The 24,553-nt window shown below is 47.1% G+C and carries 32 protein-coding genes; all 32 read left to right on the top strand.

Features of this window, described 5'->3' with window-relative positions; translation table 11 throughout:
• The first annotated feature begins 2 nt into the window (after nt 1-2).
• The 32 genes from BMX44_RS11945 to BMX44_RS16600 all read left to right on the top strand — a co-directional run bounded on the left by BMX44_RS11945 (nt 3) and on the right by BMX44_RS16600 (nt 24,507).
• On the top strand, nt 3-1,181 hold the full coding sequence (locus tag BMX44_RS11945) for a phage major capsid protein (protein ID WP_090633343.1): 1,179 nt from the start codon (nt 3-5) through the stop codon (nt 1,179-1,181).
• A 63-nt stretch (nt 1,182-1,244) separates the two neighbouring features.
• Entirely contained in the window at nt 1,245-1,466 is a 222-nt protein-coding gene (locus tag BMX44_RS11940) for a hypothetical protein (RefSeq protein WP_090633341.1), read from the top strand.
• Nucleotides 1,456-2,025, top strand: coding sequence for a head-tail connector protein (locus tag BMX44_RS11935; protein WP_090633338.1), 570 nt, complete (start codon nt 1,456-1,458; stop codon nt 2,023-2,025). The genes BMX44_RS11940 and BMX44_RS11935 overlap by 11 nt, the downstream gene beginning before the upstream one ends.
• A complete protein-coding gene (locus BMX44_RS11930) occupies nt 2,025-2,372 on the top strand; it encodes a phage head closure protein (RefSeq protein ID WP_090633336.1) in 348 nt (115 codons plus the stop codon). Before BMX44_RS11935 ends, BMX44_RS11930 begins: the two co-directional genes overlap by 1 nt.
• Nucleotides 2,373-2,385: 13 nt before the next feature.
• Nucleotides 2,386-2,826, top strand: a complete 441-nt coding sequence (locus tag BMX44_RS11925; RefSeq protein WP_090633334.1) for a hypothetical protein — start codon at nt 2,386-2,388, stop codon at nt 2,824-2,826.
• Between the two features lie 49 nt (nt 2,827-2,875).
• On the top strand, nt 2,876-3,238 hold the full coding sequence (locus BMX44_RS11920) for a hypothetical protein (RefSeq protein ID WP_090633333.1): 363 nt from the start codon (nt 2,876-2,878) through the stop codon (nt 3,236-3,238).
• A gap of 12 nt (nt 3,239-3,250) precedes the next feature.
• The gene (locus BMX44_RS11915) at nt 3,251-3,685 is read left to right on the top strand and encodes a hypothetical protein (RefSeq protein ID WP_090633331.1); all 435 of its coding nucleotides are present in this window, start codon (nt 3,251-3,253) and stop codon (nt 3,683-3,685) included.
• Nucleotides 3,685-4,125: a hypothetical protein gene (locus tag BMX44_RS11910; protein WP_090633328.1), complete on the top strand. Its 441-nt coding sequence runs from the start codon at nt 3,685-3,687 to the stop codon at nt 4,123-4,125. Before BMX44_RS11915 ends, BMX44_RS11910 begins: the two co-directional genes overlap by 1 nt.
• A complete protein-coding gene (locus BMX44_RS11905) occupies nt 4,125-5,897 on the top strand; it encodes a hypothetical protein (RefSeq protein WP_090633326.1) in 1,773 nt (590 codons plus the stop codon). Before BMX44_RS11910 ends, BMX44_RS11905 begins: the two co-directional genes overlap by 1 nt.
• Nucleotides 5,897-6,379: an HK97-gp10 family putative phage morphogenesis protein gene (locus BMX44_RS11900; RefSeq protein ID WP_090633324.1), complete on the top strand. Its 483-nt coding sequence runs from the start codon at nt 5,897-5,899 to the stop codon at nt 6,377-6,379. The genes BMX44_RS11905 and BMX44_RS11900 overlap by 1 nt, the downstream gene beginning before the upstream one ends.
• Before the next feature lie 9 nt (nt 6,380-6,388).
• Nucleotides 6,389-6,736, top strand: a complete 348-nt coding sequence (locus BMX44_RS11895; protein ID WP_090633322.1) for a hypothetical protein — start codon at nt 6,389-6,391, stop codon at nt 6,734-6,736.
• Nucleotides 6,737-6,748: 12 nt separating this feature from the next.
• Entirely contained in the window at nt 6,749-7,684 is a 936-nt protein-coding gene (locus BMX44_RS11890; RefSeq protein ID WP_090633319.1) for a phage tail tube protein, read from the top strand.
• Between the two features lie 71 nt (nt 7,685-7,755).
• Nucleotides 7,756-8,082 carry a hypothetical protein gene (locus BMX44_RS11885; protein ID WP_090633317.1) on the top strand — a complete coding sequence of 109 codons (327 nt, stop codon included), beginning with the start codon at nt 7,756-7,758 and terminating at the stop codon, nt 8,080-8,082.
• Nucleotides 8,083-8,102: 20 nt separating this feature from the next.
• On the top strand, nt 8,103-8,456 hold the full coding sequence (locus BMX44_RS11880; RefSeq protein ID WP_090633315.1) for a DUF1799 domain-containing protein: 354 nt from the start codon (nt 8,103-8,105) through the stop codon (nt 8,454-8,456).
• Nucleotides 8,453-12,661 carry a phage tail tape measure protein gene (locus BMX44_RS11875; protein WP_090633312.1) on the top strand — a complete coding sequence of 1,403 codons (4,209 nt, stop codon included), beginning with the start codon at nt 8,453-8,455 and terminating at the stop codon, nt 12,659-12,661. The genes BMX44_RS11880 and BMX44_RS11875 overlap by 4 nt, the downstream gene beginning before the upstream one ends.
• Nucleotides 12,662-13,585 (top strand): hypothetical protein, encoded by a 924-nt coding sequence (locus BMX44_RS11870; protein WP_090633309.1) that lies wholly within the window; start codon nt 12,662-12,664, stop codon nt 13,583-13,585.
• 3 nt (nt 13,586-13,588) lie between these two features.
• Complete coding sequence (locus BMX44_RS11865) at nt 13,589-14,461, top strand: hypothetical protein (protein ID WP_143056940.1); 873 nt, start codon at nt 13,589-13,591, stop codon at nt 14,459-14,461.
• On the top strand, nt 14,454-14,777 hold the full coding sequence (locus BMX44_RS11860) for a hypothetical protein (RefSeq protein WP_143056939.1): 324 nt from the start codon (nt 14,454-14,456) through the stop codon (nt 14,775-14,777). The genes BMX44_RS11865 and BMX44_RS11860 overlap by 8 nt, the downstream gene beginning before the upstream one ends.
• Nucleotides 14,778-14,886: 109 nt before the next feature.
• Nucleotides 14,887-15,180 (top strand): hypothetical protein, encoded by a 294-nt coding sequence (locus BMX44_RS11855; RefSeq protein WP_090633301.1) that lies wholly within the window; start codon nt 14,887-14,889, stop codon nt 15,178-15,180.
• A gap of 3 nt (nt 15,181-15,183) precedes the next feature.
• Nucleotides 15,184-15,780 (top strand): sigma-70 family RNA polymerase sigma factor, encoded by a 597-nt coding sequence (locus BMX44_RS11850; RefSeq protein WP_090633299.1) that lies wholly within the window; start codon nt 15,184-15,186, stop codon nt 15,778-15,780.
• A complete protein-coding gene (locus BMX44_RS11845) occupies nt 15,777-16,022 on the top strand; it encodes a hypothetical protein (RefSeq protein ID WP_090633297.1) in 246 nt (81 codons plus the stop codon). Before BMX44_RS11850 ends, BMX44_RS11845 begins: the two co-directional genes overlap by 4 nt.
• Nucleotides 16,019-16,621 carry a lysis system i-spanin subunit Rz gene (locus BMX44_RS11840; protein WP_090633294.1) on the top strand — a complete coding sequence of 201 codons (603 nt, stop codon included), beginning with the start codon at nt 16,019-16,021 and terminating at the stop codon, nt 16,619-16,621. Before BMX44_RS11845 ends, BMX44_RS11840 begins: the two co-directional genes overlap by 4 nt.
• Nucleotides 16,622-16,990: 369 nt before the next feature.
• Nucleotides 16,991-18,196: a tyrosine-type recombinase/integrase gene (locus tag BMX44_RS11835; protein WP_090633291.1), complete on the top strand. Its 1,206-nt coding sequence runs from the start codon at nt 16,991-16,993 to the stop codon at nt 18,194-18,196.
• Between the two features lie 94 nt (nt 18,197-18,290).
• On the top strand, nt 18,291-19,013 hold the full coding sequence (locus BMX44_RS11830) for a hypothetical protein (RefSeq protein WP_090633289.1): 723 nt from the start codon (nt 18,291-18,293) through the stop codon (nt 19,011-19,013).
• Between the two features lie 109 nt (nt 19,014-19,122).
• On the top strand, nt 19,123-19,356 hold the full coding sequence (locus BMX44_RS11825; RefSeq protein WP_090633285.1) for a helix-turn-helix transcriptional regulator: 234 nt from the start codon (nt 19,123-19,125) through the stop codon (nt 19,354-19,356).
• 1 nt (nt 19,357) lies between these two features.
• The gene (locus BMX44_RS11820) at nt 19,358-19,657 is read left to right on the top strand and encodes a helix-turn-helix domain-containing protein (protein WP_090633282.1); all 300 of its coding nucleotides are present in this window, start codon (nt 19,358-19,360) and stop codon (nt 19,655-19,657) included.
• Nucleotides 19,647-19,790: a hypothetical protein gene (locus BMX44_RS16855; protein ID WP_177167747.1), complete on the top strand. Its 144-nt coding sequence runs from the start codon at nt 19,647-19,649 to the stop codon at nt 19,788-19,790. Before BMX44_RS11820 ends, BMX44_RS16855 begins: the two co-directional genes overlap by 11 nt.
• 3 nt (nt 19,791-19,793) lie before the next feature.
• A complete protein-coding gene (locus tag BMX44_RS11815) occupies nt 19,794-20,564 on the top strand; it encodes a plasmid recombination protein (protein ID WP_090633280.1) in 771 nt (256 codons plus the stop codon).
• A gap of 217 nt (nt 20,565-20,781) precedes the next feature.
• Entirely contained in the window at nt 20,782-22,002 is a 1,221-nt protein-coding gene (locus tag BMX44_RS11810; protein WP_090633278.1) for a PDDEXK family nuclease, read from the top strand.
• Nucleotides 22,003-22,307: 305 nt separating this feature from the next.
• Nucleotides 22,308-22,667 carry a helix-turn-helix domain-containing protein gene (locus BMX44_RS11805; RefSeq protein WP_090633276.1) on the top strand — a complete coding sequence of 120 codons (360 nt, stop codon included), beginning with the start codon at nt 22,308-22,310 and terminating at the stop codon, nt 22,665-22,667.
• 131 nt (nt 22,668-22,798) lie between these two features.
• Nucleotides 22,799-23,593, top strand: a complete 795-nt coding sequence (locus BMX44_RS11800) for a DUF3800 domain-containing protein (protein ID WP_177167746.1) — start codon at nt 22,799-22,801, stop codon at nt 23,591-23,593.
• A 773-nt stretch (nt 23,594-24,366) separates the two neighbouring features.
• Nucleotides 24,367-24,507: an Arm DNA-binding domain-containing protein gene (locus tag BMX44_RS16600; RefSeq protein WP_218143962.1), complete on the top strand. Its 141-nt coding sequence runs from the start codon at nt 24,367-24,369 to the stop codon at nt 24,505-24,507.
• Nucleotides 24,508-24,553 lie beyond the last annotated feature (46 nt).

The raw sequence follows: 24,553 nt of genomic DNA, 5'->3' as shown, positions 1-24,553 counted from the left end.
AAATGTCTGACCAATTAGAAAAACTCATCAAATCGATGGAAGGCATCGAAGCGAAAATAAACGACTTCGACGCCAAGGCATCCGAGGAAATTAAAAACATCGGCAAGGTATCGTATGACACCGCCGAAGCGCTAAAGAACTTCGGCATCAAGCAACAGGAACTGGCCGACGAAGTTATGCAGCTCAAACAGCGCGGCGTTGTAACCGGTGACACAGAAGCGGCATCCGAAGGATGGGGCGATCAGTTCGTGAAGTCAGAGGAATACCAGGCTAAGTTGCATTTGCTCAAAGGTCGCCGTCAGGTCGGGTCGGTTGGTTTTGAGGTTAAAAACACGCTGACCGGATCGGACACCAATGTCGCGCCTGATCGCAAACCCGGAATTGTTCCGGGATCGTTCGCGCCGTTGACGCTCGAATCATTCCTGCCAAGTTTGCCGACCACAAGCAATGCTATTGAGTTTACCAAGGAAAACGTATTTACTAATAGCGCAGCGGAAGCGGCAGAGGGTGCTGAAAAAGGCGAATCAGCACTGACATGGACGCTGGAAAGCATGCACGTCTCAACAGTGGCGCACTGGATCAAGATTAGCCGCCAACTCGCCGCCGACAACGTAGCGCTGGCAGCCTATGTCGATACCCGCATGCGTTATGGCGTAAACCGGAAAATTGAGACGCAGCTTGTTTCAGGCAACGGCACTGCGCCAAACATTAGCGGGATATTGGACACAGGAAATTTTACGGCTCACGGGTATGCTGATGCTGCACTTGGCAGCACGTTGAAAAAACTTGTGCTTATCCGCAAGGTTATTGGCGATCTTGAAGCTGCTGGCGATTATCCTGATGGCATCATTTTGAACCCGGCAGATTGGGCGACGATTGATATTGATCTGTTTACAACTGCAGCGGGCCAAAGTCTGCGTACAGTAAACGAGGCCGGTCAGCGCGTGTTGTTCGGCGTACCTGTCATAACATCGGTTGGGATGACTGCTGATAATTTTGCTGTTGGCAACTTCTCAATGGCCTGTACGGTACACAACCGAGAGGGCGTTATTGTTGAAATGTCAGACAGCGATGACGACAACTTCACCAAGAACCTTATCACGATTCGGGCTGAACGACGCCTGGCATTAGTGACAGAACGTCCGGCAGCGATTCGAGCGGGCGATCTGACGCCAGCATAAACTAAGTAATTATTCCAACAGAGAAGCCGCGTACATGCGCGGCTTTTTTATTGCGAGGTATATATGGCAGAACAGGTAAGGGTAAAGATCAGGGGAATAGTTGTCACGTCCAGATACGGGACACTCACGACCGGACAAATACTCAGAACAGACGCTGAGTATGCGCGCCACCTGGTAGAGCAGTGCCACGCTGGCGACTATATGGATACAGCCAAATCTGACGATCACCAGATCGAGAACAAGCAAGCAAAACAGGTAAAGAGAACAAAGCGCAATGGCGACTAACATTATCACACCGCCTGCAGAATACCCGGTAACAGTAGCCGAGATGCGTGACTGGCTGCATGAAACCGTGTCGACCAGTCAGGATGATGTGATAACCAGCAATATCGCCTCAGCGGTCGATCTCTTTGAAGGAGAGACAGGACGCAAGTTAATAACGCAGACGTTAGAACAAACCGAAGATAACTTCCCGGAAGCGATTAATTTCGATTTTCTGCCGGTGATAAGCATCACCAGTATCAAATATGACGACGATGACGGTACAGAGCAGACGTTATCGTCACTTGATTACAAGCTGGACAACAGCAGTCCGAATAAAGGCTGGATCGTTCCAGCTGTCGGCAAGATATGGCCTAGTACATACGCGACCGCAATTAATACTGTACGCGTTCAATATGTGGCCGGGTACGGAGCAGCAGCTGCAGTGCCGGAAGACATAAAGAACTGGATCAAGGCGCACGCTGCAGACCTGTACCACAGGCGCGGAGAGATCAGCCACGAAAGCGCTGTCAATCATCCGTATTTTCAGCGTATAGCCGCCAAGTACAGGACTTATCGATAATGTCAGAACCAACAATAGGCGAACTGAACCGCAAGATCACTATCGAGCGGGTGACCCAAATAAAGGATTCCGAGGGAGGATTGACCGACGATCCGTCCGTATTTGTATCGGACGTTTGGGCTAGCGTTGACAATTATTCGGGCAATGAACCATCGATCACAAAACACGGCGGACAGCCCGGCGTATCTCGCGTTTTATTCAAGATGCGCTACGTGTCCGGCGTCGATAGCACGATGCGCGTCGTTTATGACGGCAAATACTATGCAATAAAACACGTAAGCAATTACAAAGAAAAAAACAGGTGGCTGTATCTGGACTGCGAGACAGGGAAAAACTCGGGACATTAATTAAGGAGGAAACATGGCGGACGGTGTTTTTAATATTTCAAAGGGCGCATTTGCTGAAAAGATCAGAGATGCTGCGGCTAATGTCGGGATTCTGTTATTGAAAGCGAACGAGGCCGAATCGACGCTAGTCGACCGGGATACTGTTGCATTGTTGCTGGCTGAAGCTGGTACGACAGAGGCGGACTTCACAAACTACGCACGCAAGACAGGTCTGACCGGGACTGTGACCGTGGACGACACGAATGATCGCGTTGATTGCGACGTACCAGACCAGACATGGAGCAGCGCTGGCGGCGCATCAAATAACACGCTCACAAAGGCAATCGTGTTTTATGAAGAATCAGCCGCAGATTCCGGGCGCATTCCGCTGACGCATCACGACTTTGCTGAGACAACGACAGGCAGCGATATTACGCTGCAGGTCAATGCGTCAGGGTTTGCGCGCGCAGCTTAACTGTTTACATGTAAACATTAGTCACTTGTTATTACACATAGGATCGCAAATGAAAACAGCACAATTACCAGCATGGGCGAAAGCGCTCGCACCCGGAAAGATCGAGATTCAGGCCAGTGTATTTTATCCTGAATGGCTTGCATTGCTTGGCGTCGCAGAAAAAGACATCAATCAATACTGGCTGGAATGCGCATTCCAATGTGCAAAGATGGATATCCAGTTTGCAGTTGCAGGAACGGAATTAATGCCGTCACCTGGAGGCGCACTGGTCATACTCGTCAAAGACGACGATAAGGTCACTGGTCGATGGGCGCAGAAAAACTACCCTGAAGGCAAGGGCGTCGACGCGGCAACAAGGGGCAAGGAAGCACGCGAGCATTACCGCCGGATTCGTCAGGTTCCGTCAATTTAGGGATTAATTGCAATGCCTTCGATTAACTATTCTGCAATTGCGGATCGGGCTGTAGAAATAATTGGTATCGCGGACCCTGCTCAATATCAGGTCGCATACGACGCCATGGTGGCCGAAACCGACACCATTCCAGTTTCTCGTGAATTACGGATAACGGAAGGCGAGATATTGTCAGGTATGGGACTTTCAAACGGGGCGGCATTCATCGACAAGCTCGTCGCTTCAATTCATGCATCAGCTTTGCGGCTGCTTCAGGCTAAAGGGATAAACGTTATTGACGCGGAAAGCAAAGCTGTGATGACGAATTTACTTAACGGCGGGACCATTAATCAGGATGAGTATGACTGGGTTGCGTCTTATTACAGCGAGACGATTGCAAGATGGCCGGGTCTTAAGCCTGGGCACGTGCAAAACGCACTCGAGAAAAGGATCGGAGGACAAATCTAATGGCATCAGGTGACGTTGAATATTCACCCGGATCGCAGACGACAGTTATAACCGGCGCAGCGACACGGGCAAGCGGCGCGTTTTCCACTTCAGGCGAACAGACAAACACGCTTTCTGGCAACAAATACCCGTTTGCGAATGCGTCGCTGAGCTGCTCGTTTTCAGTTGCGCCGTCAGAAGGCGATCTGGTTCATTTGTATGTCAGGGGACTTAATATTGACGGAACGAGCGACGCAACCGAGCCGGAGGACGGATACGAGCATATTCACATCGGATCATTCCCGGTAAAAGATGTGACGAGTCAGCAATACATTCTGTTGCCGAATGTCCCCCTGTTATACGGCGATCAGTCGTTTTATATTGAAAACGACGCGGATCAGACCATGGATTCCGATTACGTCGTCAAGATCACGCCGCTAACATTTAACCAGGCCGCGTAATGTCAGACTTGCTTATACCTGATTCACGGTTAGAAATACCGCAGATACTATTCCCGCGCCGCAAGCCGGTCGGTGTATCTGTCGCGGTTGATCGTGCGCACTGGTTCAGCAAGTATCTTGATCATGCTTATTTGCCGGATAACTCAGACTTGCTGCGTGATATGTTCGGCAACAATGACCTGGTAACATCCGGCTGTACATTTAAAAACGGCAAACTGATCACATCAGGCAGCGGACATGCCGGCAGCCTGTCATACGCACCAATGGATCGCGGCTTCCTGCTGCTTGATATGGCGTGGCAGGAAACATACGACACCGGACCGCACGACATATTCAGCAGTTTTGTATCAGGCGGTAACGTTCGCATTTATTACAATCAGTTCGGCCCGCCGTATCAGTTTGAAATGCTCACGCGCGGCGGTTTCGGTGCGACTGATACGCTTAATGTAGGCAGTGACGACCCGTCCAGCTCGGACATTGCCGACAAGATCACATATCTGTTTACCTGGGATTTTTCGGGTGATGTTGCCATATACATGAATGGCAGGCAGATCGCCAGTATCACATCGACCACGACAGCAGACTCGCAAACAGCGACATCAAATCTGCTTGAAAACGTGCAGTCCCATGTTTACGCGATTTATGCAGGTGGACGATCTGTTCCGCCAGCAGCAGCCAAGGCGATCACCGCAGACCCGTATCAGATATTTATCCCCGCCCATAAAAGTAAAGCGTCATTGATTTACTTTGGCGCTACTGGCGGGGCGTCAACAGTCACCATCGGCCTGGCGACAGAATCAGACAGCGCATTTGCTGCAAGCAGATTAAAATCCAGACAGATTGCGCAGCCATCAGAATCAGATACAGGTTTTGCTGCATCTTCGTTAAAGTCGTCAGAGATCGGGCAAGCCAGCGAATCAGATAGCGCGTTTTCTATTGGACGCGCTAAACTCAGGTCGATACTTCAATCGACCGAAGCCGACACAGCGTTTGCTGTGACCAGCTCAGGCGGCGTATTTATCGGGCAAGCATCAGAAACAGACTCAGCATTCAGCGCAGCCAGCGCGAAACTACGATCAATCGTTCAGGCTATTGAATCTGATACCGGCAGCCTGTTCACCTGGGTGAAGCTGCGTTATATTGGGTTATCGAATGAGACTGATTCAGCATTTGCAATGTCGACAGTCGGGAATGTGCCGATAGGGCTGGCACTGGAGGCGAACACCGCTCAGATTGTCGACATACTCAAAACGCTCGGCATTGGTCTGGGATCAGAGACCGATTCAGGCTTCACAGTAACCAGTCTCAAGTCAAGGCAGATCGGCCTGTCACTTGAATCTGACGCGGCGTTTGACGTATCAGTCAGCAAACAGAGAACAATCAGCCAATCATCGGAGGCCGACACAGCATTCCCGTTTTCAAGCGACGGTTCAATCACGGTATTGATTGGATTGGCCACGGAAGCGGACAGCGCGCTTGCTGCAGCAAGGAACAAAACGCGGGTGATCAGCATCGGGAACGAAACAGACGCGGCGTTTGATATGGACGCACTGTTCAGTGGCGCGATCGGTCATGCATCAGAGACTGATTCAGCGTTCTTGATCGATAGATCAAAAGCGACATCAATCGGGCTGGCGACTGAAACAGACACAGCATTGATATTTACCAGCGATAGCGTGATCACTGTCCGCGCACCATCAGGCACAGGCTATTCACCTGGGCGCGTGATCAGTGTCAGACCGGCGCAGACATACCCGAAAAGGATTCACTGATGACCGTTATCGTTGAAGGCATCGGCGATCTGCAAAAAGCGTTTGCGGATCATAAGCAGCAGATCAGCACAAAAACCGTCCGGCGCATGGTGGCCAGCGGTGCGGGTGTATTGCGTACCGAGGCGAAAAAGATCGCCCGTCAAAAGGGGCTTAAGAAAACCGGCGCCATGATTCGTAACATAGCGATCAAGCGGGAACGCAGAACACCGCCTGGCGTTACTCAATATAACGTCGGCGTGAGGCATGGGCGTGATCTAGGCAAACGACATACCAAGTTTTTGGCGTTATCCAAAACGGGACGTATTGTCACTCGTCGGGAAAACGATCCTTTCTATTGGCGTTTCCTTGAAGCCGGGACAAAGTACATTCAGGCAAACCATTTCATCAAGCAATCGCTTGAAAACAAGCGCGCTGAAGCAATCGCCAGAATGGGCGAAAAGCTGCAGCAGGAATTAGCAAAAGCAAACCGCGCAGCAAGGTAGAAGCATTTTATGAATTTACGTGCAGACATTAATAGCGCGTTATCCCCGCTGGCAGAGGTGTACCCGGTAAGACTCCCTGATTCGCCGGTATTCCCAGCTGTTGTGTACAGGATAGACACAGAGCCAGAGACGGGATGGACCCCGCCAGACGTGTACAGTCAACATGACGTTGAGATGTTTATCTACAGCTCGTCCTTATCTCAACTCATGACTATTAGAGATCAAATAAAAACACTTATGTCCACATTGAGTGATGGCAATGGTGCGGAAAGTGAAGGGGACGCGGACTATGAAGACGACGCGCGCGTGTATGCGTATTACATGGATTTCAGGATCAGGACCAGAGAATTAACCTAACGGAGGGAACAAATGGCAGACAAGCTGATGCGCAATGTTGCGCTATTGATTAAACAAGAGGTTACGTACGGCACCGATCCGACGCCCGCCGCTGGCACTAATGCAATTCTGGCGCAGGTATCGAACCCGCAGCCGGTGCAGACTCAATTCGAGGAACGCAACACAGTGAAGGCGTATCTAGGCTCAAGCGGCAGTGTGCAGGTCGCGGCATGGTCAACGATCACCGTTCAGTTCGAGCTGGCCGGATCATCAGGCACAGGCACCGCGCCACCATGGGGACCGCTGCTTGAAGCGTGCGGATTCTCTGAAGTGGCCACACCGGCGACCGACGTTGTCTATACCCCGGTATCCAGCAGCTTTGAATCAGTCACGATCTACTATTACCTGGACGGACTGCTGCACAAAATGACCGGTGCTTTTGGTAACGCGACATTTACCATTAATTCGCGCGGCATTCCGGTTTGTTCTATTGACTTCACCGGGCTGTATAATGCGACAGCAGACGCGGCGATACCTGGCGGCGTTGATTACTCCGCATTCCAGACTCCGCAGGCGGTGAACAATACCAACACAACCGCATTCAGCCTGCACGGCGCATCGCCGATTCTGGACACACTCAGCATATCAGTTAACAACACAGTGCCGTACCAGAACATGGTCGGGGAAGAACGTGTATCTATCACGGACCGCCGCATGAGCGCGAATGCGTCATTCAAGATGACCAGTGTTGCAACGAAAGCATGGCACAGCCTGATACAGGCAGGCACGACCGGAGCGCTGGCACTCACGCACGGCACCACGGCGGGCAGTATATTTGATTTTGACGCGCCAGCCGCGCAGCTTAAAGAACCGTCCTATTCAGATAAGGACGGCGTTGTCATGCTCAACCTGGGCATGGACTTGTTGCCGAATTCCGGCAATGACGAGCTGGTGATTACCATCACCTAACCCACAGAATAAACAGCCGCAGCAACCTTGTACGCCCGGTTCGCCGGGCGTTTTTTTGAACGGGAGAAACAATGGCATTCAAGATCAGCAAAAAACCGACATTCATGGCACGCGTTGAAGTCGACACACCGAACCATAAAGGCGGGCATGACCGCTCTACATTCATGGCCGAATTTGCTCGCTCCAATACCGAAGAACTGTTAGAGCTGAACGAGTTGAAACCATCAGATCTGATGCGCCGCAAGCTGGTTGGATGGGCTGATTTTCTTGATGACGACAATCAGCCGGTCGAATTCAACCCGGATACATTGGAGTCACTGCTCGCAGTACCGGAGGCATTGGCAGCGCTTCGCATTGCGTTCTGGAAGTCAGTCGTTAAGGGACGCGAAAAAAACTAGAATCGGTCGCCCGTTTCTGGATGGGTGACCGGCAAGAATCAATCAGAATCGACGGCGACGTCATAAAAGGATTAATGCAGGCCAATGCTCCGCCCGAAGTCATTGAAGCCGCCAGACGCAATTCTGAAGGGTCGGATTTTCAGGAGTGCGAAGTCTGGGAGGAAAACTGGGAATCGCTACTGTTTTTTCTGGCGATTGATACGCAATGGATCGTCGCGCCGATGGGTGGCTATATCGGGCTGAACTATTCATCAATCAAAGCAGTGATGTGGATACAGGACATCAGAAAAAAACGCAGAAAAGAAATATTCGCAGACCTGCAGATCATCGAAAAAACAATCTTAAAAATACAAGCGGAAAGACGGAATAAATGAGCGCACTTGGTAGCCTGGTCGTAAAGCTCGCACTCGACCATGCTGAGTACACAAAAGGACTGGACCGAAACAGCCAGGCCGCGCTTAAGTTCGCCCGTGATACGCAGCGCACATTTGACGGCGCAACGAATAACATCAAGGGATTCCTCACGCGGTCAGCCGGGCAGGTTGCCGCGTTGGTCGGGACGGTGGCCGGTGTCAGCGCATCCCTGAATACCGCACTGGATTTTGACAGGTCACTGGCCGAAGTATCAACGCTGCTTGACGGCGCGGCAGACAGTACGCGCGAACTGGAATTTGAAGCGCAGCGGCTTGCCAAGCAATTCGGCACAATGCCGGTCGAGCAGGTCAAGGCGTTTTACCAGGTTATCTCGGCAGGCGCATCCGACGCAGCAGAAGCAACCGACATATTGACCGCAGCTAATAAACTGGCGGTCGGCGGTGTGACACAGGTCGACGTTGCCGTGGACGGTTTGACGTCAATTCTAAACGCATACGGCGATCAGGTTGAATCAGTAACGGCGGTATCAGACACGCTGTTTGTTGGCATGCGCAGCGGCAAAACGACCATCGGCGAACTGTCAACAAATCTCGGTAAAGTTGCGCCCATTGCCGCGTCGCTGAATGTCGGCTTTGATGAACTGGTTGCAACCGTCGCAGCATTAACCAAGGGCGGCATATCGACAACAGAGAGCATCACCGGCGTACGCGCGATTCTCGCAGCCGTAGCGAAACCGACCAAAGAAGCAACAGACTTATCCGAAGGGCTTGGCATTCAGTTCAATTCCGCTGGTCTGCAGGCGAAAGGGTTTGCCGGTTTCCTTGATGAAGTAGTTACCAAAACCGGAGGCAGCACGGATAAGCTCGCGCAATTGTTCGGCGGCGTTGAGGCGCTTGTTCCGGTCATGGCGTTGGCTGGCAATGCCGGTCAGGACTTCAGCGACATCATGGGACAGATGGGCGAGAAGGCCGGAGCTACTGAAGACGCATTTAACAAGATGGCGGACAGTCGCGGCTTTAAAATTGACAAGTTGATGGCTTCCATCAATTCCATTGCATTGACGCTTGGCGCAACATTGGCCGATGTGCTAGCACCTGCTGCAGACTGGGCTGCTCAGGCAATGGATAGATTGTTCGGCAATAGCGGGCAGGTGCCAGCTATCCAGAAACAGGAAGAGGCGCTCGCGAAAATGCGCAATGAGCTCTCCTCGCTGACTGAACCGACGGGCGTTCCTATTCTAGATGATCTCTATAAGGGTGTCTTCTTTGATAAACGTCGCGCTGATGAATTGGCACAACGGATCGAAGACGGAGAAGAGGACCTGAGAAAACTCAGGGAATCCTTGAAAAAGACATCTGACGCAGCCAGCGACCTGAACAAACCGCTGACCGATCTCGACGAACCTTTAAGCAACATACCGCCAAAAGCCAGCTCAGGCTCAAAGTCGCTTGATGCGTTAACCAAATCCATTCAGGAAACGGATCGCGAAGCTGAGGAAATGCAACGCGAAATAAGCCGCCTGACTTCCGCATACGATCCACTGATCAAACGCAATGAAGAGCTGGCGAGAGTAGCAAAACTTGCTGCAGCCGGTTTGCGTCCTGATATTGCCGATCAGGAATATATCAGGATCATCAACGAATACATTGCAGCAACAGACACCGCCGCCGATTCTGTCGCAGAAATCACGACGCAGACAGCACTCTTTGGCGAAAAAACGATTGATGTATTCGGAACGAATGAACAATTCATCATATCCGGTATGCGGCGCATACAGGGATCGGTCGCTGACAGCCTGTTCAATTTCTTCGACGACGGCCTTGACGGCATGGTTCGCAGCGTTAAAAACGCAGTCGGGCGCATCATTGCTGAATTCGCATCGATCAAGCTGCTGCAGGGTAGCGGACTGGGCGCGCTGTTTGGCTTGGGCAGCTCTGCTGCGCTTGCGTCTACGGGTGGTGGCGGTTTCAACTTGGCAAGCGCTGGATCAGGCATTCTCGACTTTGCAAGTTCTGGTTTCGGTGCGTCAAATTTATTCAATTCTTTCGCGACTTCAGGTGTCGGGCAGAATCTTGGCCTGTCCGTCACAGGTCCAGTCCCCAATTTTGGGCAATTGACCAGCCTTGGTTCAGGGTTTAGCGCAGCGTCAGCAGCGCTCGCGGGTGTTGGCATTGGCACCGGTCTCGGGTCAGCTATTGGTGGCGATAGAAAAGTGCTTGGAGTTGGAAGCGCAACTTCCAGCCTGATCGGCTCTATCCTGGGCGGTCCTGTTGGCGGCATCCTTGCTGGAAGCATTAATCGATTGTTTGGCCGAAAAGCATTCAAATTCCAGGACGACACCCTGCTAGGTAATCTGACGGTTGATGGATTTGATGGCGTGCTGTCAGAGCGTCATCAGGCAAAAGGCAGCGTTTTCAAATCATCCCGCGACGACAATATAATTGTTGATACACGCACAGGCGAATTGCTAAACGAATTCGGCAGACTGTCTGAAAGCGGAGTGTCTGGCAGGCTGGATAAGTTTATCGAACCAGCAATCTCTCAAGCCCTGGAGATCGGCAACGTTCTCGACGAGAGCATGCAGCAGATCACTGATTCCGTCACCAGTGCAGCGGAAAAACTCGGCATTGGCACTGAATCGCTGAATGATTTTTCATTTGCTGTTGACCTGGTAACAGAAAAAGGTCAGCAAATCAGCGATGCGGATATTGCCGGAGTGATCGCAGCGGCCAGCAATGAAATGGTCGAGCAATTATTGATACCGTCTATCACCGGAATGTCACGCAGCGGCGAGGCGGCAGTCGATACACTCGTGCGCGTCGGTAACGAATTCCAGACACTTGAAAACGGACTGATACTCGCTGGCGACAGTGCAGCGCATGCACGCGAACAGGTACAGGCGCTGGGGCTTGAGAAGGTCAGCGAGATTGTTGCAGGCTTCGGCGGTTTTGAAGAATTCAGCAAACAGCAAAGCGATTTTTTCAACAATGTGTTGAACGAATCGCAGCAGCTTGAAGTCGTTGAAGAACGCGTGAAAGGCGTCATGAACGAGATCGGCATCAATTTCATACCGACGCTTGACGATCTGTTCAAAGCGTTCCGGTCCGGCAATGCCGAGCTGGTAAAACTTGCGTTTACCTATGATGATCTGATTGTCGATTTTCACAGGCTGAAAGATGCTGCAGACAAAGCAGCAGAATCTATCAGAGAACCCGGTCAGGACTTCACGTCAGACGACTACAAGCACATGATCAATGTCATTGGCAAGGAACGCGCAGCATTCAAGGTAGCCCGCCGCGAACTGCAGACAGGGATAGACAGATCAGCGGAGATACGCGAGGCAGACATACGCGGACTGACCGAACGCGCAGAAAAACAGAAAGACCTGATCCGCGAGCGGTACGAGTTGGAAGAAAGACTGCTCGACCGCGCAAAAGAAAAGGGCGGCGTAATCAGCAGCTTTATCGATTCGCTGCAAAGCGCAGCACGCAACATCCTGCCGGACACGTTTAACGATGCGCTTAACCTGGTGACAGGTTCAATCAATTCTGTACGCGGCGGGGCTGACATTACGTCAGTCATTACCGACAGATTACGAGATTCAATCGGCAACCTGTCGGGGCTGACCAGCGCGAATTTTTCAACGTTTGAAGAATTCAAGATAGCACAGGGTGAAGCAGCCAGCGCAGTCAACGAACTGGCCGCTCTCGGAGAAAACCAGCTGTCTGTTGAGCAGCTGACACTTGACCAGCTTGAGCAGCAGACAGACCTGCTGAAGGAGTTGCTTGACCGCGATCTGAACAGGGTAGATTCAGGATTGCAGTTCGACATCAATGCGCTGGATTCGTTTGGCGGCATCACCACGGCTGGCGACACGTACAAAAAGATCGTTGCGAATCAGTTTGCACGCACAGCGTTTATTCTGGAAAACGACCTGAACCCGAACCCGGCAGCAATAGCAGACGCACGCAGCCGCGCCGGTATTATCGCGGGAACATCAACCGCGCAATTGCACCGGTCATTGCCGACAGGGCACAGCCAGTTCGGCGCAGGGCTGCAGTCGACCGATCACATGAACCGGTTGCTGCTTGAAGAAATAGCAAAACTGAAACAGGCCATTGACGAAGGGACGGATGCCAGCAAAAAAACAGCCAGAATCCTTTCTAACGTTACGCCGAATGGAAACGCAATACAGACATCATAAATGGCGAAAGTATTAATACCAGAGGTCATCACAGACGCGATGATGACGGCCAGCTCTATTGCCGAACCGGCTGCGTCTGGCGAGGATGCGTATAACCCTGCTACACCATATACAGCTGGAGCGACAGTTAGCGTCATCGACACAGATCAGCATGATGTTTTTGTAGCGATACAGGACACCACCGGCAACGCACCAGTACCGTTGCCCGGCGAATCAGCATACTGGCTGCACCTGTACCGCCGCACAAACAGATTTAACATGTGGGAATTGAAGACTAATTACGTTACCAGCGGAACGTCGCCAGTCACCTACACATTAACGCCAGGAGTTCGGTTTGATTCGTTCGCGCTGGGCGGCACCACTGCGGATTTCGCAACGTTACGCGTCAAAGACTTTGCGTCGAACATCATTTTTGAAGAAACCAAGGAAACGCGCAGACGACCGGTTGTCGATTATTACGATTACTTTTACATGCCGTTTTATGACATCCCGATCCTGATATGGGAAGACATACCCGGACCGTCGACGGGAACAATCGAACTGGAGCTGACCGGCAGCGGAGCATTGGATACGCAGTTCGCCTGCTTTGGGACATCCGTTTACCTGGGCGCATTGCAGTATGACGGGCTTGATGACGTCGAGAATTTTTCATTGATCGAGCGGCGCGACACCGGGGAGATTGTTCTGTTACCAAAGAAAAGCGTACCGGTTAATGACATCCAATTATTGGTGGACAGGGAATACCTGCAATCAATCCGCAGCGCGCGAGAGAGGCTGAATGCTGCTGTCGGCATTTGGTACGGCGTTGATCAGGATGTTCCGGATTACCACGAACCATTCCTGATGCGTGGCCTGTACCGTGAATTCAAAATCAATGCAAAGCCCAGAGAGGCGCACATAAAACTGTTATTAAAAGGCGTTTAATATATGTCAGTAGACTTGCCACCAACTCCGAAACCAAGCTCAAGCCAGACAAGACCGGCCTTTATTTCTTCAATGGCTGCGCTTGTTGACTGGTTTTATACCGCCATGGCGCAATTCAATACAGACATCACGGCGCTGAATTTCAATTCAACCAATGGCACCAGCTCGACATCCATTGCAATCGGAACTGGCAGCAAGTCATTTGTTGCCGACACATCCAAAAGCTGGGTTAAGGGCATGACGCTGAAGCTTGCAAAGGATGCAAGCAATTGGATGCTAGGCGAGGTAAATTCGTATAACTCTGGAACCGGCGCGCTTGATATGAATATTCGGCGCGTGCTCGGTTCGGGCACATATAACGATTGGACTATCAGTCTGGCAGCACCGAACCCGGAGGGATCGGTCGTTTTCCTGGGATCGGTTGAAGCGTCAGCATCCGCTCAGATTGACATAGAAAACGATTTCGATGAATACGACTGCTACAGGATTATCGGAACGGGGATACATTACAACGTGACGACCACTGTCGCATTGCGTTGCCGGTTAAAGATCGGCGGCTCATACGATGCCGGCTCGAATTATCTCTATTCAGATAATGGCGCCGCAGGTTCGGCGCAGAGTTATATCCAGCTTGCCAGCGATATTGCGGATACGGGAGGCGTTCATATCGATTTTATCATGGACATTTTCAAGCCGTCGTCAGCGCTTCCGAAAACACTGATATGCAATACTGTGTTGTATAACGGCACAACAATGGGCGCAATGGTTCGAGGTAATAACTCAGGCACCGGCGCATTGACAGGCGTTCGTTTCTATCCGTCGACAGCAAACATCACCGGCGGCAAATTCTCACTCTACGGAATCAAAAATGCCTAGATACCGCATGACGCTCAGCGGACCTGTGCAGTTTACCGAAGCAGAGGAAGCCGCAGCAGACGCCGAAGAACTGGAGTTTTTCAGGCAGAACAAACGCGCGGAACTAAAATCAGCATACGAATCAACGCTGTCTGCAGACATCGACTACAACAGCAAAACATACTCGGCCACAAAAGAACGCCGCGAACTGTTGAGCGAGATTTTATCGGTCGGCAGCGTACCGGAAGGCATGTACCTGATCGATGTAAACGGCGACCAGAACCCGATGACATACGCCGACATACAGGCAATCGGTCAGGCTTTACTGTCGCGTTGATTGACCGCTAATTCAAATTTTAATACCAAGCTCGCAGCGGTTGATGCAGCGACAGACGTTGCCAGCGTTGAAGCGGTGACATGGTGAACATCCAGACAATGGAGACGTAATGTCCGAACAATGCCCGAAAGCCGAGAAGATCGGCATGCTCGAAGCGAAACTGGACAGCGTGCAGTCGTCGCTGGAAAGACTGGAGGTAATGATAAAGGCAAACACAGAGACACGGATTTACCAGGATGCTTTCAAAGCCGGAGAGAAAAGCGGGGCAAAAAAATTCATGTTCTTTATTGATACAGTCTCAAGGGTTATCGGGGTGTGTGTCGTTCTTGGTTTCTTGTATGCAGCAGGCTCTGCGGTCGGCGTTGCAGAATTTTTCACGAAGCTGATCAACAGCTTTAAATAGGTTATGACTCGTTCAGCGCAGTTTCTGGCAGTCCCGCTAAAACTGACAGGTAAACAATCAGGCATCGTGCAAACCACACGGGCAGGAGAAAGCATTGGTGAACGAGTCATATTTGATTATATCGACACAGCCAGGCGCATTGCGTTTGAAGTGTACCGGGATACCGGATACAGGCTCGACCTGTACGAACTGAGGCAGGAGACAGTGCTTGCGCTGGTTGAGGCGTACCGCAAGGGCGGTGATCCGGCAACATTTGAAAAATACGCGGTCATGCGGATGTATGGACGGGCAAGGGATTACGCCCGCAGTCAGCTTGGCTCTCACGGTATAGGCAAGCGCACGCACAAGCTGGCGGAACATGTTGATATAACCGAGTGCTATGACATACCGGACGGAGTCGATCCGGTCAACGTATGCGCCGCCAGGCAGTTACTCGAAATTATCGACCAACTGCCTGATAGAGTCCGGCGGATTATCTGGGCGGTACATGTCGATGACCGCGAATATGGCGACATAGCCGAAAAGCTTGGATACGCAAATGGTTCGGGCGCATGGAAGGCGCAGCGCAAAGCTGTCAACAAGATAAAGGAAATGCTATGAATAGCAGGCTATTTCAGTCGATACCGATCGGCAGCAGGAAGTCGGAAATAACCAGAATATCATTGTACTGCCATGTATTTCTATCTGTTTCGGTTATTGCCGGCATTTGGCTTACCGGCGGAACTGTTACAGCTGAGGTTGCGGGTTGGATTCTCGGCGCTCCTGTCGTTTTATCCGGCAGCATGGCTGTAGCAAATGCTGCAGAACATAAGGCAAAATCAAAAACGGAGACTGAAAAATGATACCGATACCATGGTCGATTGTGGTCAGATTTGCATTCAAAGCCGCGCCGTATGCTATTGGCGTTGTGGTCGTTGGGATGTTGCTATGGTCGGTTTATTCCTGGGATCAGGGGCGACTGAAAGATTCATACAGAGAAGGGTACGCAGCCAGAGAAGCAATCGCAGTCAAAGCCGAGCGCGACCTGTTGAAGCAAAAAGAAAAGATCGTAGCCAAGCGCATGAAGGAAGAAAAGCATCGCAGGGAACTTGATAAACAACATTTAAACGAGGTGCTCAATGCAGAACGCGAACGTAATAAAAAGCTGCTTGATGATATTGCTGATCTTGGTAATAAGCGCATGTACGCCGCTGTCAAAAAAAGAAAACCGGACAACTGTGGTCGAGAAGGAATGCATGCCGGTGGAGTTTCAGGAGTCGATGATAGAGAGACCGAAAGACTCGAACTATCTGCAGAGACTCAACGAGATATTCAGACCTTCGGAATAGATGTTCAGCAGATCGTCAACAAATATTTGACGCTGGTCGATTTCATCGAAAAGAATCAAGGCGAGTGCCTGAAGATTGTCGGCAAGTCTTTATCAGAAACAACTCCCAGATAGCAGGGTGCATTCTCCTGCCTCACGCCTTGCCCTTTTGCTCCGCAAAAAAAATTAGTCCGTATGAATAAAAGGCTGTAGCTGATTAAAAATTAATCTTTTGCGAATCAATAAATGAAATAAACAATTGATATAAAAACAAAATGACCTAGATTCAAAATCCAGCGATGGTGACATCATGGGGGTTCGATTCCCCCCCTCGGCACCAAGTAAGGCTTTCATAAAGTCTCATATCACATAAAATTCCTTGTATCTATTCGGTTTTTTAAAAACTGATTATCTCATAAAATCGCATAACATCTTTTGACATATTAGCAGAATGACGGTATTTTTGACGGTACTTTTTGATATCGTCTTGCGAGATACCGTCAAATGCTCACAGATACCGCAGTACGTCAGGCTAAACCGAAAGACAAGCCCTACAAAATGGGTGACAGCGGCGGATTGTATTTGCTGGTCAAATCCAACGGTAAATACTGGCGTATGGATTACCGCTATGCTGGAAAACGGAAAACCTTGGCCATTGGCGTATACCCTCAAGTTTCGCTGGTTAATGCCCGGAAAAAACGCGATGAAGCGAAAGAGCATCTGTCAAACGATAGCGATCTTTCACTAATCAAAGCCATAAGAAAGCAGCACGCACTTCACGCTGCCGACAACACCTTCAAAACCGTAGCACTTGAATGGCACGCTAAAAATGTCCATACCTGGGCGGCTTCCACAGCACACAGCATCAAACGTTATCTGGAAAAAGATATTTTTCCGTGGCTGGGTAACCGTACCATCAACGATATAACTGCACCGGAACTGCTGGCTGTATTGCGCAGAGTAGAAAGCCGTGGCGCGCACGAGAAAGCGCACCGGTGCCGCGAATATGCTGGTCGGGTATTTCGGTATGCTGTAGCAACCGGACGCGCTGAACGCGATCCCAGCGGCGATTTGAAGGGTGCATTGACGCCGGTTAAATCCAGACATCATGCCAGTATTACTGATCCCAAAGGAGTAGGGGAGTTGCTGCGTTCAATTCAAGGTTTCAGCGGTTCCTTTATTACCAAGTGCGCGTTACAGCTTGCACCACTGGTTTTTGTACGTCCCGGCGAATTGCGTCATGCCGAATGGTTGGAAATCGACTTTGATAAGCAGGAATGGCGCATACCCGGAGAAAAAATGAAAATGAAAGAATTGCATATTGTTCCGTTGTCACAACAGGCTATTGCAATCCTGCAATCCATACATCCACTGACGGGCACCGGAAAATATATTTTTCCAAGCATACGTAGCAATTCGCGGCCAATGTCTGAAAATACGGTTAATGCTGCATTACGGCGCATGGGGTATGAAAAAGACGAAATGACCGGGCACGGTTTTCGCAGCATAGCCAGTACATTGCTACATGAAAACGGATGGCCAGAGCAGGTGATAGAACGACAATTAGCCCATGTAGAACGAAACAAAGTTGCAGCAGCATATAACTTTGCTGAGCACTTGCCAAAACGCAGGGAGATGATGCAATGGTGGTCAAATTATCTGGATGATCTGGCGATGGGTGCCAAGATTGTCAAATTTCCAAAAACTTGATTACGGTCTGACTACGCCTAGCTCGACGGAGCAAAAGTCGGGAAGCCTTACCCGATTGGCGTGGTTCTGAATAAAGGGACGTTAAAGGTGCGTCATGAAGGATTATGAGAGATACGGTATTCCAGATAATCTTTTTTTGGATACTTCAAATATAGATAAATATGGCCATGCAGTCTTTTATGCTGTTACTGATGAATCTCCATTCGACATTGGATCAGCCGATTTAGATGATGCAAGTCGTTCTCTTTGGGGTGCTGCTGAATATTGGACTGCGTTGGAAGCATCTTTATTAATTGCAGGTTTAGACCCTAATCATCCGAACCTTTACGCAGTATGTGAGAAGTGCACACGTGATAGTGATGGTTTATCTATAACAACAGATTATTTCTGGATACATGAATTTAAATTCTTTGCGGCCAATGAAAATTTGTTTTTGTTTAAACGAACTTCTATTTATCCTGAAGCTCCTCCCATTGAATGGATAAAATTTTATAAACAAAAAATATACCAAAAATCTATACAACATGACTTTCATGATATGGATGGAAAAAAATGGTTAGATTACTATAATCTTGAACTTAGTAAAGTTGATCAAAAAAATTTTGTTACTAAACAAGAATCAACCAGAAAAACAGATAATTTATTACGTGCCTTTGTAGCTATAGCGATTGATGACTACGCCTATAACCCTAAGGACGCCAAATCAAATACTCCCCAAGAAATAGCTGATGCATTAAGCCGATACGGAGTTGATTTTGATCCAAAGACAATTCGACGTTGGCTTAAAGAAGGCACAGACTTGTTACCTAAAAAATAACGGTTAAACCTTAATGGAAATTACCGTTTGCAATCAGGATATTTCCGTACAGTCTAAAAAGCTTTTCTTATGATGTTGCCTGTGATTAACAAATACAGGAATCAATCATATGAAACTAAACGAAACTTCAATTCCTGAAGCGCTTAAAAACTTCGATGATCTTCCCGATTCAGCGCAAGTACGATTGCCAGTCTTAACAGGTTTATACGGTTGCTCGCCTGCAACGATTTGGCGCTGTGTAAAAGCTGGAATCATTCCACAACCTGAAAAACTGACGCCCCGAACCAGCAGCTGGAACGTAGGAAAACTGCGCAAAGCTCGAAACAACAATCAGGGGGTGTGATATGGACAAAAAAATACCGCCCCATAAAGAAGCGGCTTTTCAAGTAATTAATCGACAGTTTACAGGCGATAACGCAAAACAGCAATGTGCACGATTATTGCAGGCTTTAAAAGTATTCAGCATCAATACATTTGAGGCCAGCCGTGGGTTAGGCGTGTATCATCCACCGGCACGCGTTTTGCAGCTGCGTAAACAAGGTCACGATATTGTGACAGTCTGGCAGACCATAGAAGCTGAAAACGGCGATAAGCATCGCGTTGGTTGCTATTTACTCCGCAGCGGGGTGAGCCATGAGTCATGAAACCTGGCTGGAACGGCTTGAAATGCTGCTGGTGCGATTTTCTCATTTGGGTATTGGTGCAGATGTGGCCTCACTCGGTTTAATTGAACTATGGTCGTTGTACGTTTATCTATCCCGGCTGACGGATGGTTAAACGATGGCGAGCAGTCACTTTTTCCGAATGGGCAAGGTGAAAGGTAAAAATGGTATTCTGAACGCTGCAAAACACAATAAACGCACATTACAGGCCGAACGTGGTGCAGGTGCGAATATTGATGCGTTCAGATCGCCATTGAACTATTCACTGACTGACCCTGCAACAGCAGAACAGCTCGACCGTGCTGCAAAAGTGCTGATGGTGCAGGCGGGTATAGACAAACCGCGTGCCAATCAGGTGATGGGGCTGGAAATCGTTTTCAGCCTGCCTGCTAATTGGCATGAACAAGATACCCGTCCATTTTTTCAGGATTGTATGACATGGGCTAGAGATAATATGCCGGGTGTATTGTTGTCGTTTGACGTTCATCTTGATGAAAGCGCGCCACATGCACACGCGCTGATTTTGCCTTTAGTCAATGGCAGAATGAAAGGCAACGAAATCATGGGCGGTAAGGGTAAGCTCATGCACTGGATTAATCGATTTTATTCAGATGTCGCCATAAACTACGGTTTCAGCAGAAACCAGAGCAGATACCTTGCTGGGAAGCAAAAGGAAGCGATTGATAAACAGGTTTTATCCCGTCTGGCAGCTGATCCGGTTATCAAGTCAACAATATGGCCATGTGTACGTGATGCGATTCGTAAAGACCCGTTACCCTATGCGCAGATACTCGGTCTTGAGTACCGGCAAAAGACAGGCAACAAACGAAAGTCATTCACGCAGATCATGACATCTAAGGGCAAAGGAAAATCGATAAACACTATATAGTGTTACAGCACTAAGAATCAGTAAACACTATCCTGTGTATAGTGTTTTGTCATCATGATGTTGATTATTGATTAAGCGTTTCATAATGATCAATTGAATTACTATGTGTGTATCAGATTTTTTTATTTCGAGGTGACTCAGTAAACTTTGATACTCTTCAATAGGGAATTTCAATAAGACTACATTATATTCGCACTATACCCTCTGATTCATTTTTATGCTGACTTTACTTTATCCAGACCTAATTCCTATTATTCAAGAGATGCCTGCTGGTATTTTATCAATAAATGTGGAAGATAAAGCATGTCCAATGTTTATAGTTAAAGCACCAAAAGAATATATTCTTGCTGCTAAAATCAATGCAGGATTTAAGATTTACTTGGCACCTGTACAGATTGATAATCAGAGAACGTTTGGATTCGTTACAGCATTTTTCGATGATGAAGATGAACCTTTGGTTATTAGGACGCCTTTATTTGCAGATGATTTTGCAAGAATATTACTTGATTCATTGAGAAATGGACAAATCAATGTCCATTTTTTTGATGAGTTAGCGCGTGAGCAACTGGTTTATCGCGCAGAAGTAACGATTCCTGATGTGACTCAAAAGAAAATCAACAAATTATCTCTATTGAAACCTTCTCGTCCCAATGCCCGCGTGATTATAGATGAGATGAGTGAATGGTTTAGTTTGCGTACTTCTTGTGATGATAATGAGGCTATTAATGTTTTTTTTAGTGAATTAACTTTTGGTGAGACCCTTTTTATACAAGATATGCGACCAGAACGACATGCTTATCATGGTTCGCGTGGGCATAGTCATACTTTTTTAGAAAGAGAAGAGGCGGGAAGGTATCAAGAAGAAGATGTAATCAATTGTTTATTATTAATTTTTGAGGCAGATAAAATCTATCATAGCCCCAAAAGAGTATATGATGGGGAAGAAATATGTGATATTTTGGTGGTTACTGATTCTAAGTTATTAATTATTCAAACAAAGGATAGCCCAAATACTGAACGGATTAGTCGGCAAAGTCTTTCCAGAAAACGCAGTAACGTGTTACGAGCACTTAAAAAAGCTATTAATCAGGTAAAAGGGGCGGTAGGTTACTGTCAACGCATCAAGGACAAATTGGAGTTTGTTATCAATGGCAATCAATATTCCATTGATACTAGTGGGTTAGAGGTTATGGCATTAGTAGTTGTTAAAGAATTGTTCAACAATCAATATATTGAATACAGTGAATTATTGCTTGACCTTTTTGAAGATAAAGCAGTTCCGTGTATAGCATTGGATTATCCTGAGCTTTATTTGTTCTGCGTACACCTTCGGAATGAGGATTCCTTTTTCGCTGCTTTTAACACATTGTTAGCTCATGCCGTTACGCATGGTAGTTATCCTAGGCTTCGATTTGGTTTGGGCGAAAAGATTTTGTGAAGCATTTAACTGTTATATTAATTAACAAAATGCACAATAAGTAACAATTAGCATGTTGCACTTGCTCTAGTTTTTGGTTTGTTATGTTTTTTTGTAAAAAGTCAGCATTTGACAGCAGGTTAATCCGAACAGGCAAGCATGGTTCAATGTTTTGATTTATTTATTTACACCGTGCTACTTCTTTTTTCTCGAGAAATGATCAAAGTAAGCTTAATTATCATATAAAAGCAGCCTGATAGCAGGTGTAAGCAGGTCAACCTGATAAAATGCGCAGTATGTAATGAATTGTTATCATTTGTTAGCATATGAACGAAAAACAGCGACAAGCTATTTTGTTATTGGCATCAGGTAAGACTGGTGTAAAGGTTGCAGAGTCGCTGCAGGTTACACCTAAAACCGTCAGTACATGGCGATCCCAGCCCGAATTTAAAGCGGAACTGAATAAACATTTATTGGACATTCAATCAGCGCATTCTGAACGCTTGCGCAGCTTATGCACGACTGCATTGCAGACTATAGAAAACTGCTTGAATGATGAAAGTATTTCTGCAAAGGACAAACTTAGGGCAAGTTTTAAAGTATTACATTTGGCAAAGGTTCAGCCTTTAGAAATTGGTTCGATTGATGCGGTTGAATTGGAATTCGATGAAAAATTAAGACTATAATTTAAATAAACGTTTCTCTAGACTTAATTTTTAATTTGGTGACAATTTTACTTGAATGTGACTTATAAGGATCGACCAAAAAATTCAACCAATAAGTTGGTACAAAAAATAATTAATAAGAAAGGCTGTTTGTGAAGATTTGTTATTATGATGAATCTGGTGACGATGGTTTTCCCTCTTTTTCATCTCCAATATTTGTATTGAGCGCTTTATATTTTGATTATTCTCACTGGAAAATAATCCATGAACAAATCAGGAATTTTAGGCGAGAACTAAAAGAGCAATTTAACTTTCCCGTAAAGTTAGAGCTTCATTCAAAGTATTTTTTATTAGATAAAGACCCTTACAGAAATATGGGGTTTGATGTCGTTAAGAGAAAACTTGTAATTTCACTATTCTGCAAATTTATTGGTTCACTAGATATACGTATTGTAAATATTCTAATAAATAAACAAGTAATTAGAAGTCCTAACTTTGATGTGCTTAATACTGCACTTACATATTCTATTCAGCGGATTGAGAATGATATAGATTTGGAAAATAATCCGAAAACTAAATTTTTAATAATAACCGATGATGGAAGGGTTGATAAAATGCGGAAAACAACGAGATCTATTCAGAAAATAAACTATGTTCCTTCAAAATTTGGTTATAGCCCATTGCGAAAAGATATAAAGTCTTTAATAGAAGATCCATTGCCCAAAAATTCCAAAGAATCTTATTTTATTCAAATCACAGATTTAGTAGCATATATAGTTTACTTATATGGAATTAAGATGTGTAAAGCAGGGGATTTCCCTAGCAGACTCAAAAAACATTTGACTGATGCTGAAATTAAAGATTGGTTAAATTTATTGAAGCCAAGTTTAAATCTTAATGCAGCTCAAGATAATGAATTTGGAATTAAGATACAGCCAAGAAGCTAAGGGTGGAAAACCACCCTTTCGCTTTGCTTATAAACACCACCTACAACGTATTCACGCTTTTAGTGGTTCGCTTTAATTATGACTACAAAAGATGATGAAATCAAGTCAGATGGTAATTGGTGAGGCAGAGTTGGAATATTTTCCCAAAAAATAATTACCAGTCTTTCTTAGCAATTTCTGCTAGTTAAATAATTACGTGAAATTTATTTTTGATTGAATTGTAGGCATAGCTAGAAGGTTTTTTAATACCCTTTGGCTAATTGATATGAAATAATTTAATTTCATACTTTTTCTTTGTAATTGATATTACGGCATCAATAAAATTATCTTTAGCAGTGTTATGCATACATAAATTTTTAATTCTTTTTTTATTGAGGGTGTGAAGTGCTAAGGGCTGCATTGAAGACTACCTGTAAAAACTCATATTGTGAATAAACGTATATTGTCGAATCAGCCTTAAAATTTGATGGTACTTTTGATGGTATATCTAAGATATATAAATATTTATTTATTTAACTTCATATCATTAAACTAGCTTTTTGGTTTCCCCCCTCACCAAGCAAGGCTTTTATAAAGTCTCATATATCACATAAAATCCCTTGTATTTATTCGGTTTTTTAAAAACTGATTGCCTCATAAAATCGCATAACATCTTTTGATATATCAGCGGAATGACAGTATTTTTGACGGCACTTTTTGATACCGTGTTGCCAGATACCATCAAATGCCCACAGATGCAATGCCGCAATACGTCAGGCTAGACCAAGAATAAAATGGGAGACAGCGGTGGACTGTATTTGCTGATCAAATCCAGTGGCAGATACTGGCGCATGAATTACCGCTTTGCCGGTAAGCAAAAGACATTGAGCTATGATTATTTCTGGTGTATGACAAGGGAAGAGAAAGCGGTGTAACCTGTTGGTATAGATCTCGGCAGATCAACCAATAAAAAGAGGAAAA

It is taken from the genome of Nitrosomonas marina (assembly GCF_900110145.1).
In the GTDB taxonomy this organism is placed as follows: Bacteria; Pseudomonadota; Gammaproteobacteria; order Burkholderiales; family Nitrosomonadaceae; genus Nitrosomonas; species Nitrosomonas marina.
Note: the sequence above shows the minus strand (reverse complement) of the source record. Positions and strands in the feature narration are given on the sequence as shown.

Bases quoted from the DNA above. Each gene is read 5' to 3' on its own strand.
- BMX44_RS11895 (WP_090633322.1), top strand. From the start codon at position 6,389: ATGAATTTACGTGCAGACATTAATAGCGCGTTATCCCCGCTGGCAGAG.
- BMX44_RS11935 (WP_090633338.1), top strand. From the start codon at position 1,456: ATGGCGACTAACATTATCACACCGCCTGCAGAATACCCGGTAACAGTA.
- BMX44_RS11890 (WP_090633319.1), top strand. From the start codon at position 6,749: ATGGCAGACAAGCTGATGCGCAATGTTGCGCTATTGATTAAACAAGAG.
- BMX44_RS11875 (WP_090633312.1), top strand. From the start codon at position 8,453: ATGAGCGCACTTGGTAGCCTGGTCGTAAAGCTCGCACTCGACCATGCT.
- BMX44_RS11905 (WP_090633326.1), top strand. From the start codon at position 4,125: ATGTCAGACTTGCTTATACCTGATTCACGGTTAGAAATACCGCAGATA.
- BMX44_RS11885 (WP_090633317.1), top strand. From the start codon at position 7,756: ATGGCATTCAAGATCAGCAAAAAACCGACATTCATGGCACGCGTTGAA.
- BMX44_RS11915 (WP_090633331.1), top strand. From the start codon at position 3,251: ATGCCTTCGATTAACTATTCTGCAATTGCGGATCGGGCTGTAGAAATA.
- BMX44_RS11845 (WP_090633297.1), top strand. From the start codon at position 15,777: ATGAATAGCAGGCTATTTCAGTCGATACCGATCGGCAGCAGGAAGTCG.
- BMX44_RS11870 (WP_090633309.1), top strand. From the start codon at position 12,662: ATGGCGAAAGTATTAATACCAGAGGTCATCACAGACGCGATGATGACG.
- BMX44_RS16600 (WP_218143962.1), top strand. From the start codon at position 24,367: ATGGGAGACAGCGGTGGACTGTATTTGCTGATCAAATCCAGTGGCAGA.
- BMX44_RS11945 (WP_090633343.1), top strand. From the start codon at position 3: ATGTCTGACCAATTAGAAAAACTCATCAAATCGATGGAAGGCATCGAA.
- BMX44_RS11880 (WP_090633315.1), top strand. From the start codon at position 8,103: ATGGGTGACCGGCAAGAATCAATCAGAATCGACGGCGACGTCATAAAA.
- BMX44_RS11820 (WP_090633282.1), top strand. From the start codon at position 19,358: ATGGACAAAAAAATACCGCCCCATAAAGAAGCGGCTTTTCAAGTAATT.
- BMX44_RS11850 (WP_090633299.1), top strand. From the start codon at position 15,184: ATGACTCGTTCAGCGCAGTTTCTGGCAGTCCCGCTAAAACTGACAGGT.
- BMX44_RS11805 (WP_090633276.1), top strand. From the start codon at position 22,308: ATGAACGAAAAACAGCGACAAGCTATTTTGTTATTGGCATCAGGTAAG.
- BMX44_RS11830 (WP_090633289.1), top strand. From the start codon at position 18,291: ATGAAGGATTATGAGAGATACGGTATTCCAGATAATCTTTTTTTGGAT.
- BMX44_RS11855 (WP_090633301.1), top strand. From the start codon at position 14,887: ATGTCCGAACAATGCCCGAAAGCCGAGAAGATCGGCATGCTCGAAGCG.
- BMX44_RS11815 (WP_090633280.1), top strand. From the start codon at position 19,794: ATGGCGAGCAGTCACTTTTTCCGAATGGGCAAGGTGAAAGGTAAAAAT.
- BMX44_RS11900 (WP_090633324.1), top strand. From the start codon at position 5,897: ATGACCGTTATCGTTGAAGGCATCGGCGATCTGCAAAAAGCGTTTGCG.
- BMX44_RS11835 (WP_090633291.1), top strand. From the start codon at position 16,991: ATGCTCACAGATACCGCAGTACGTCAGGCTAAACCGAAAGACAAGCCC.
- BMX44_RS11825 (WP_090633285.1), top strand. From the start codon at position 19,123: ATGAAACTAAACGAAACTTCAATTCCTGAAGCGCTTAAAAACTTCGAT.
- BMX44_RS11840 (WP_090633294.1), top strand. From the start codon at position 16,019: ATGATACCGATACCATGGTCGATTGTGGTCAGATTTGCATTCAAAGCC.
- BMX44_RS16855 (WP_177167747.1), top strand. From the start codon at position 19,647: ATGAGTCATGAAACCTGGCTGGAACGGCTTGAAATGCTGCTGGTGCGA.
- BMX44_RS11940 (WP_090633341.1), top strand. From the start codon at position 1,245: ATGGCAGAACAGGTAAGGGTAAAGATCAGGGGAATAGTTGTCACGTCC.
- BMX44_RS11920 (WP_090633333.1), top strand. From the start codon at position 2,876: ATGAAAACAGCACAATTACCAGCATGGGCGAAAGCGCTCGCACCCGGA.
- BMX44_RS11910 (WP_090633328.1), top strand. From the start codon at position 3,685: ATGGCATCAGGTGACGTTGAATATTCACCCGGATCGCAGACGACAGTT.
- BMX44_RS11925 (WP_090633334.1), top strand. From the start codon at position 2,386: ATGGCGGACGGTGTTTTTAATATTTCAAAGGGCGCATTTGCTGAAAAG.
- BMX44_RS11865 (WP_143056940.1), top strand. From the start codon at position 13,589: ATGTCAGTAGACTTGCCACCAACTCCGAAACCAAGCTCAAGCCAGACA.
- BMX44_RS11810 (WP_090633278.1), top strand. From the start codon at position 20,782: ATGCTGACTTTACTTTATCCAGACCTAATTCCTATTATTCAAGAGATG.
- BMX44_RS11930 (WP_090633336.1), top strand. From the start codon at position 2,025: ATGTCAGAACCAACAATAGGCGAACTGAACCGCAAGATCACTATCGAG.
- BMX44_RS11860 (WP_143056939.1), top strand. From the start codon at position 14,454: ATGCCTAGATACCGCATGACGCTCAGCGGACCTGTGCAGTTTACCGAA.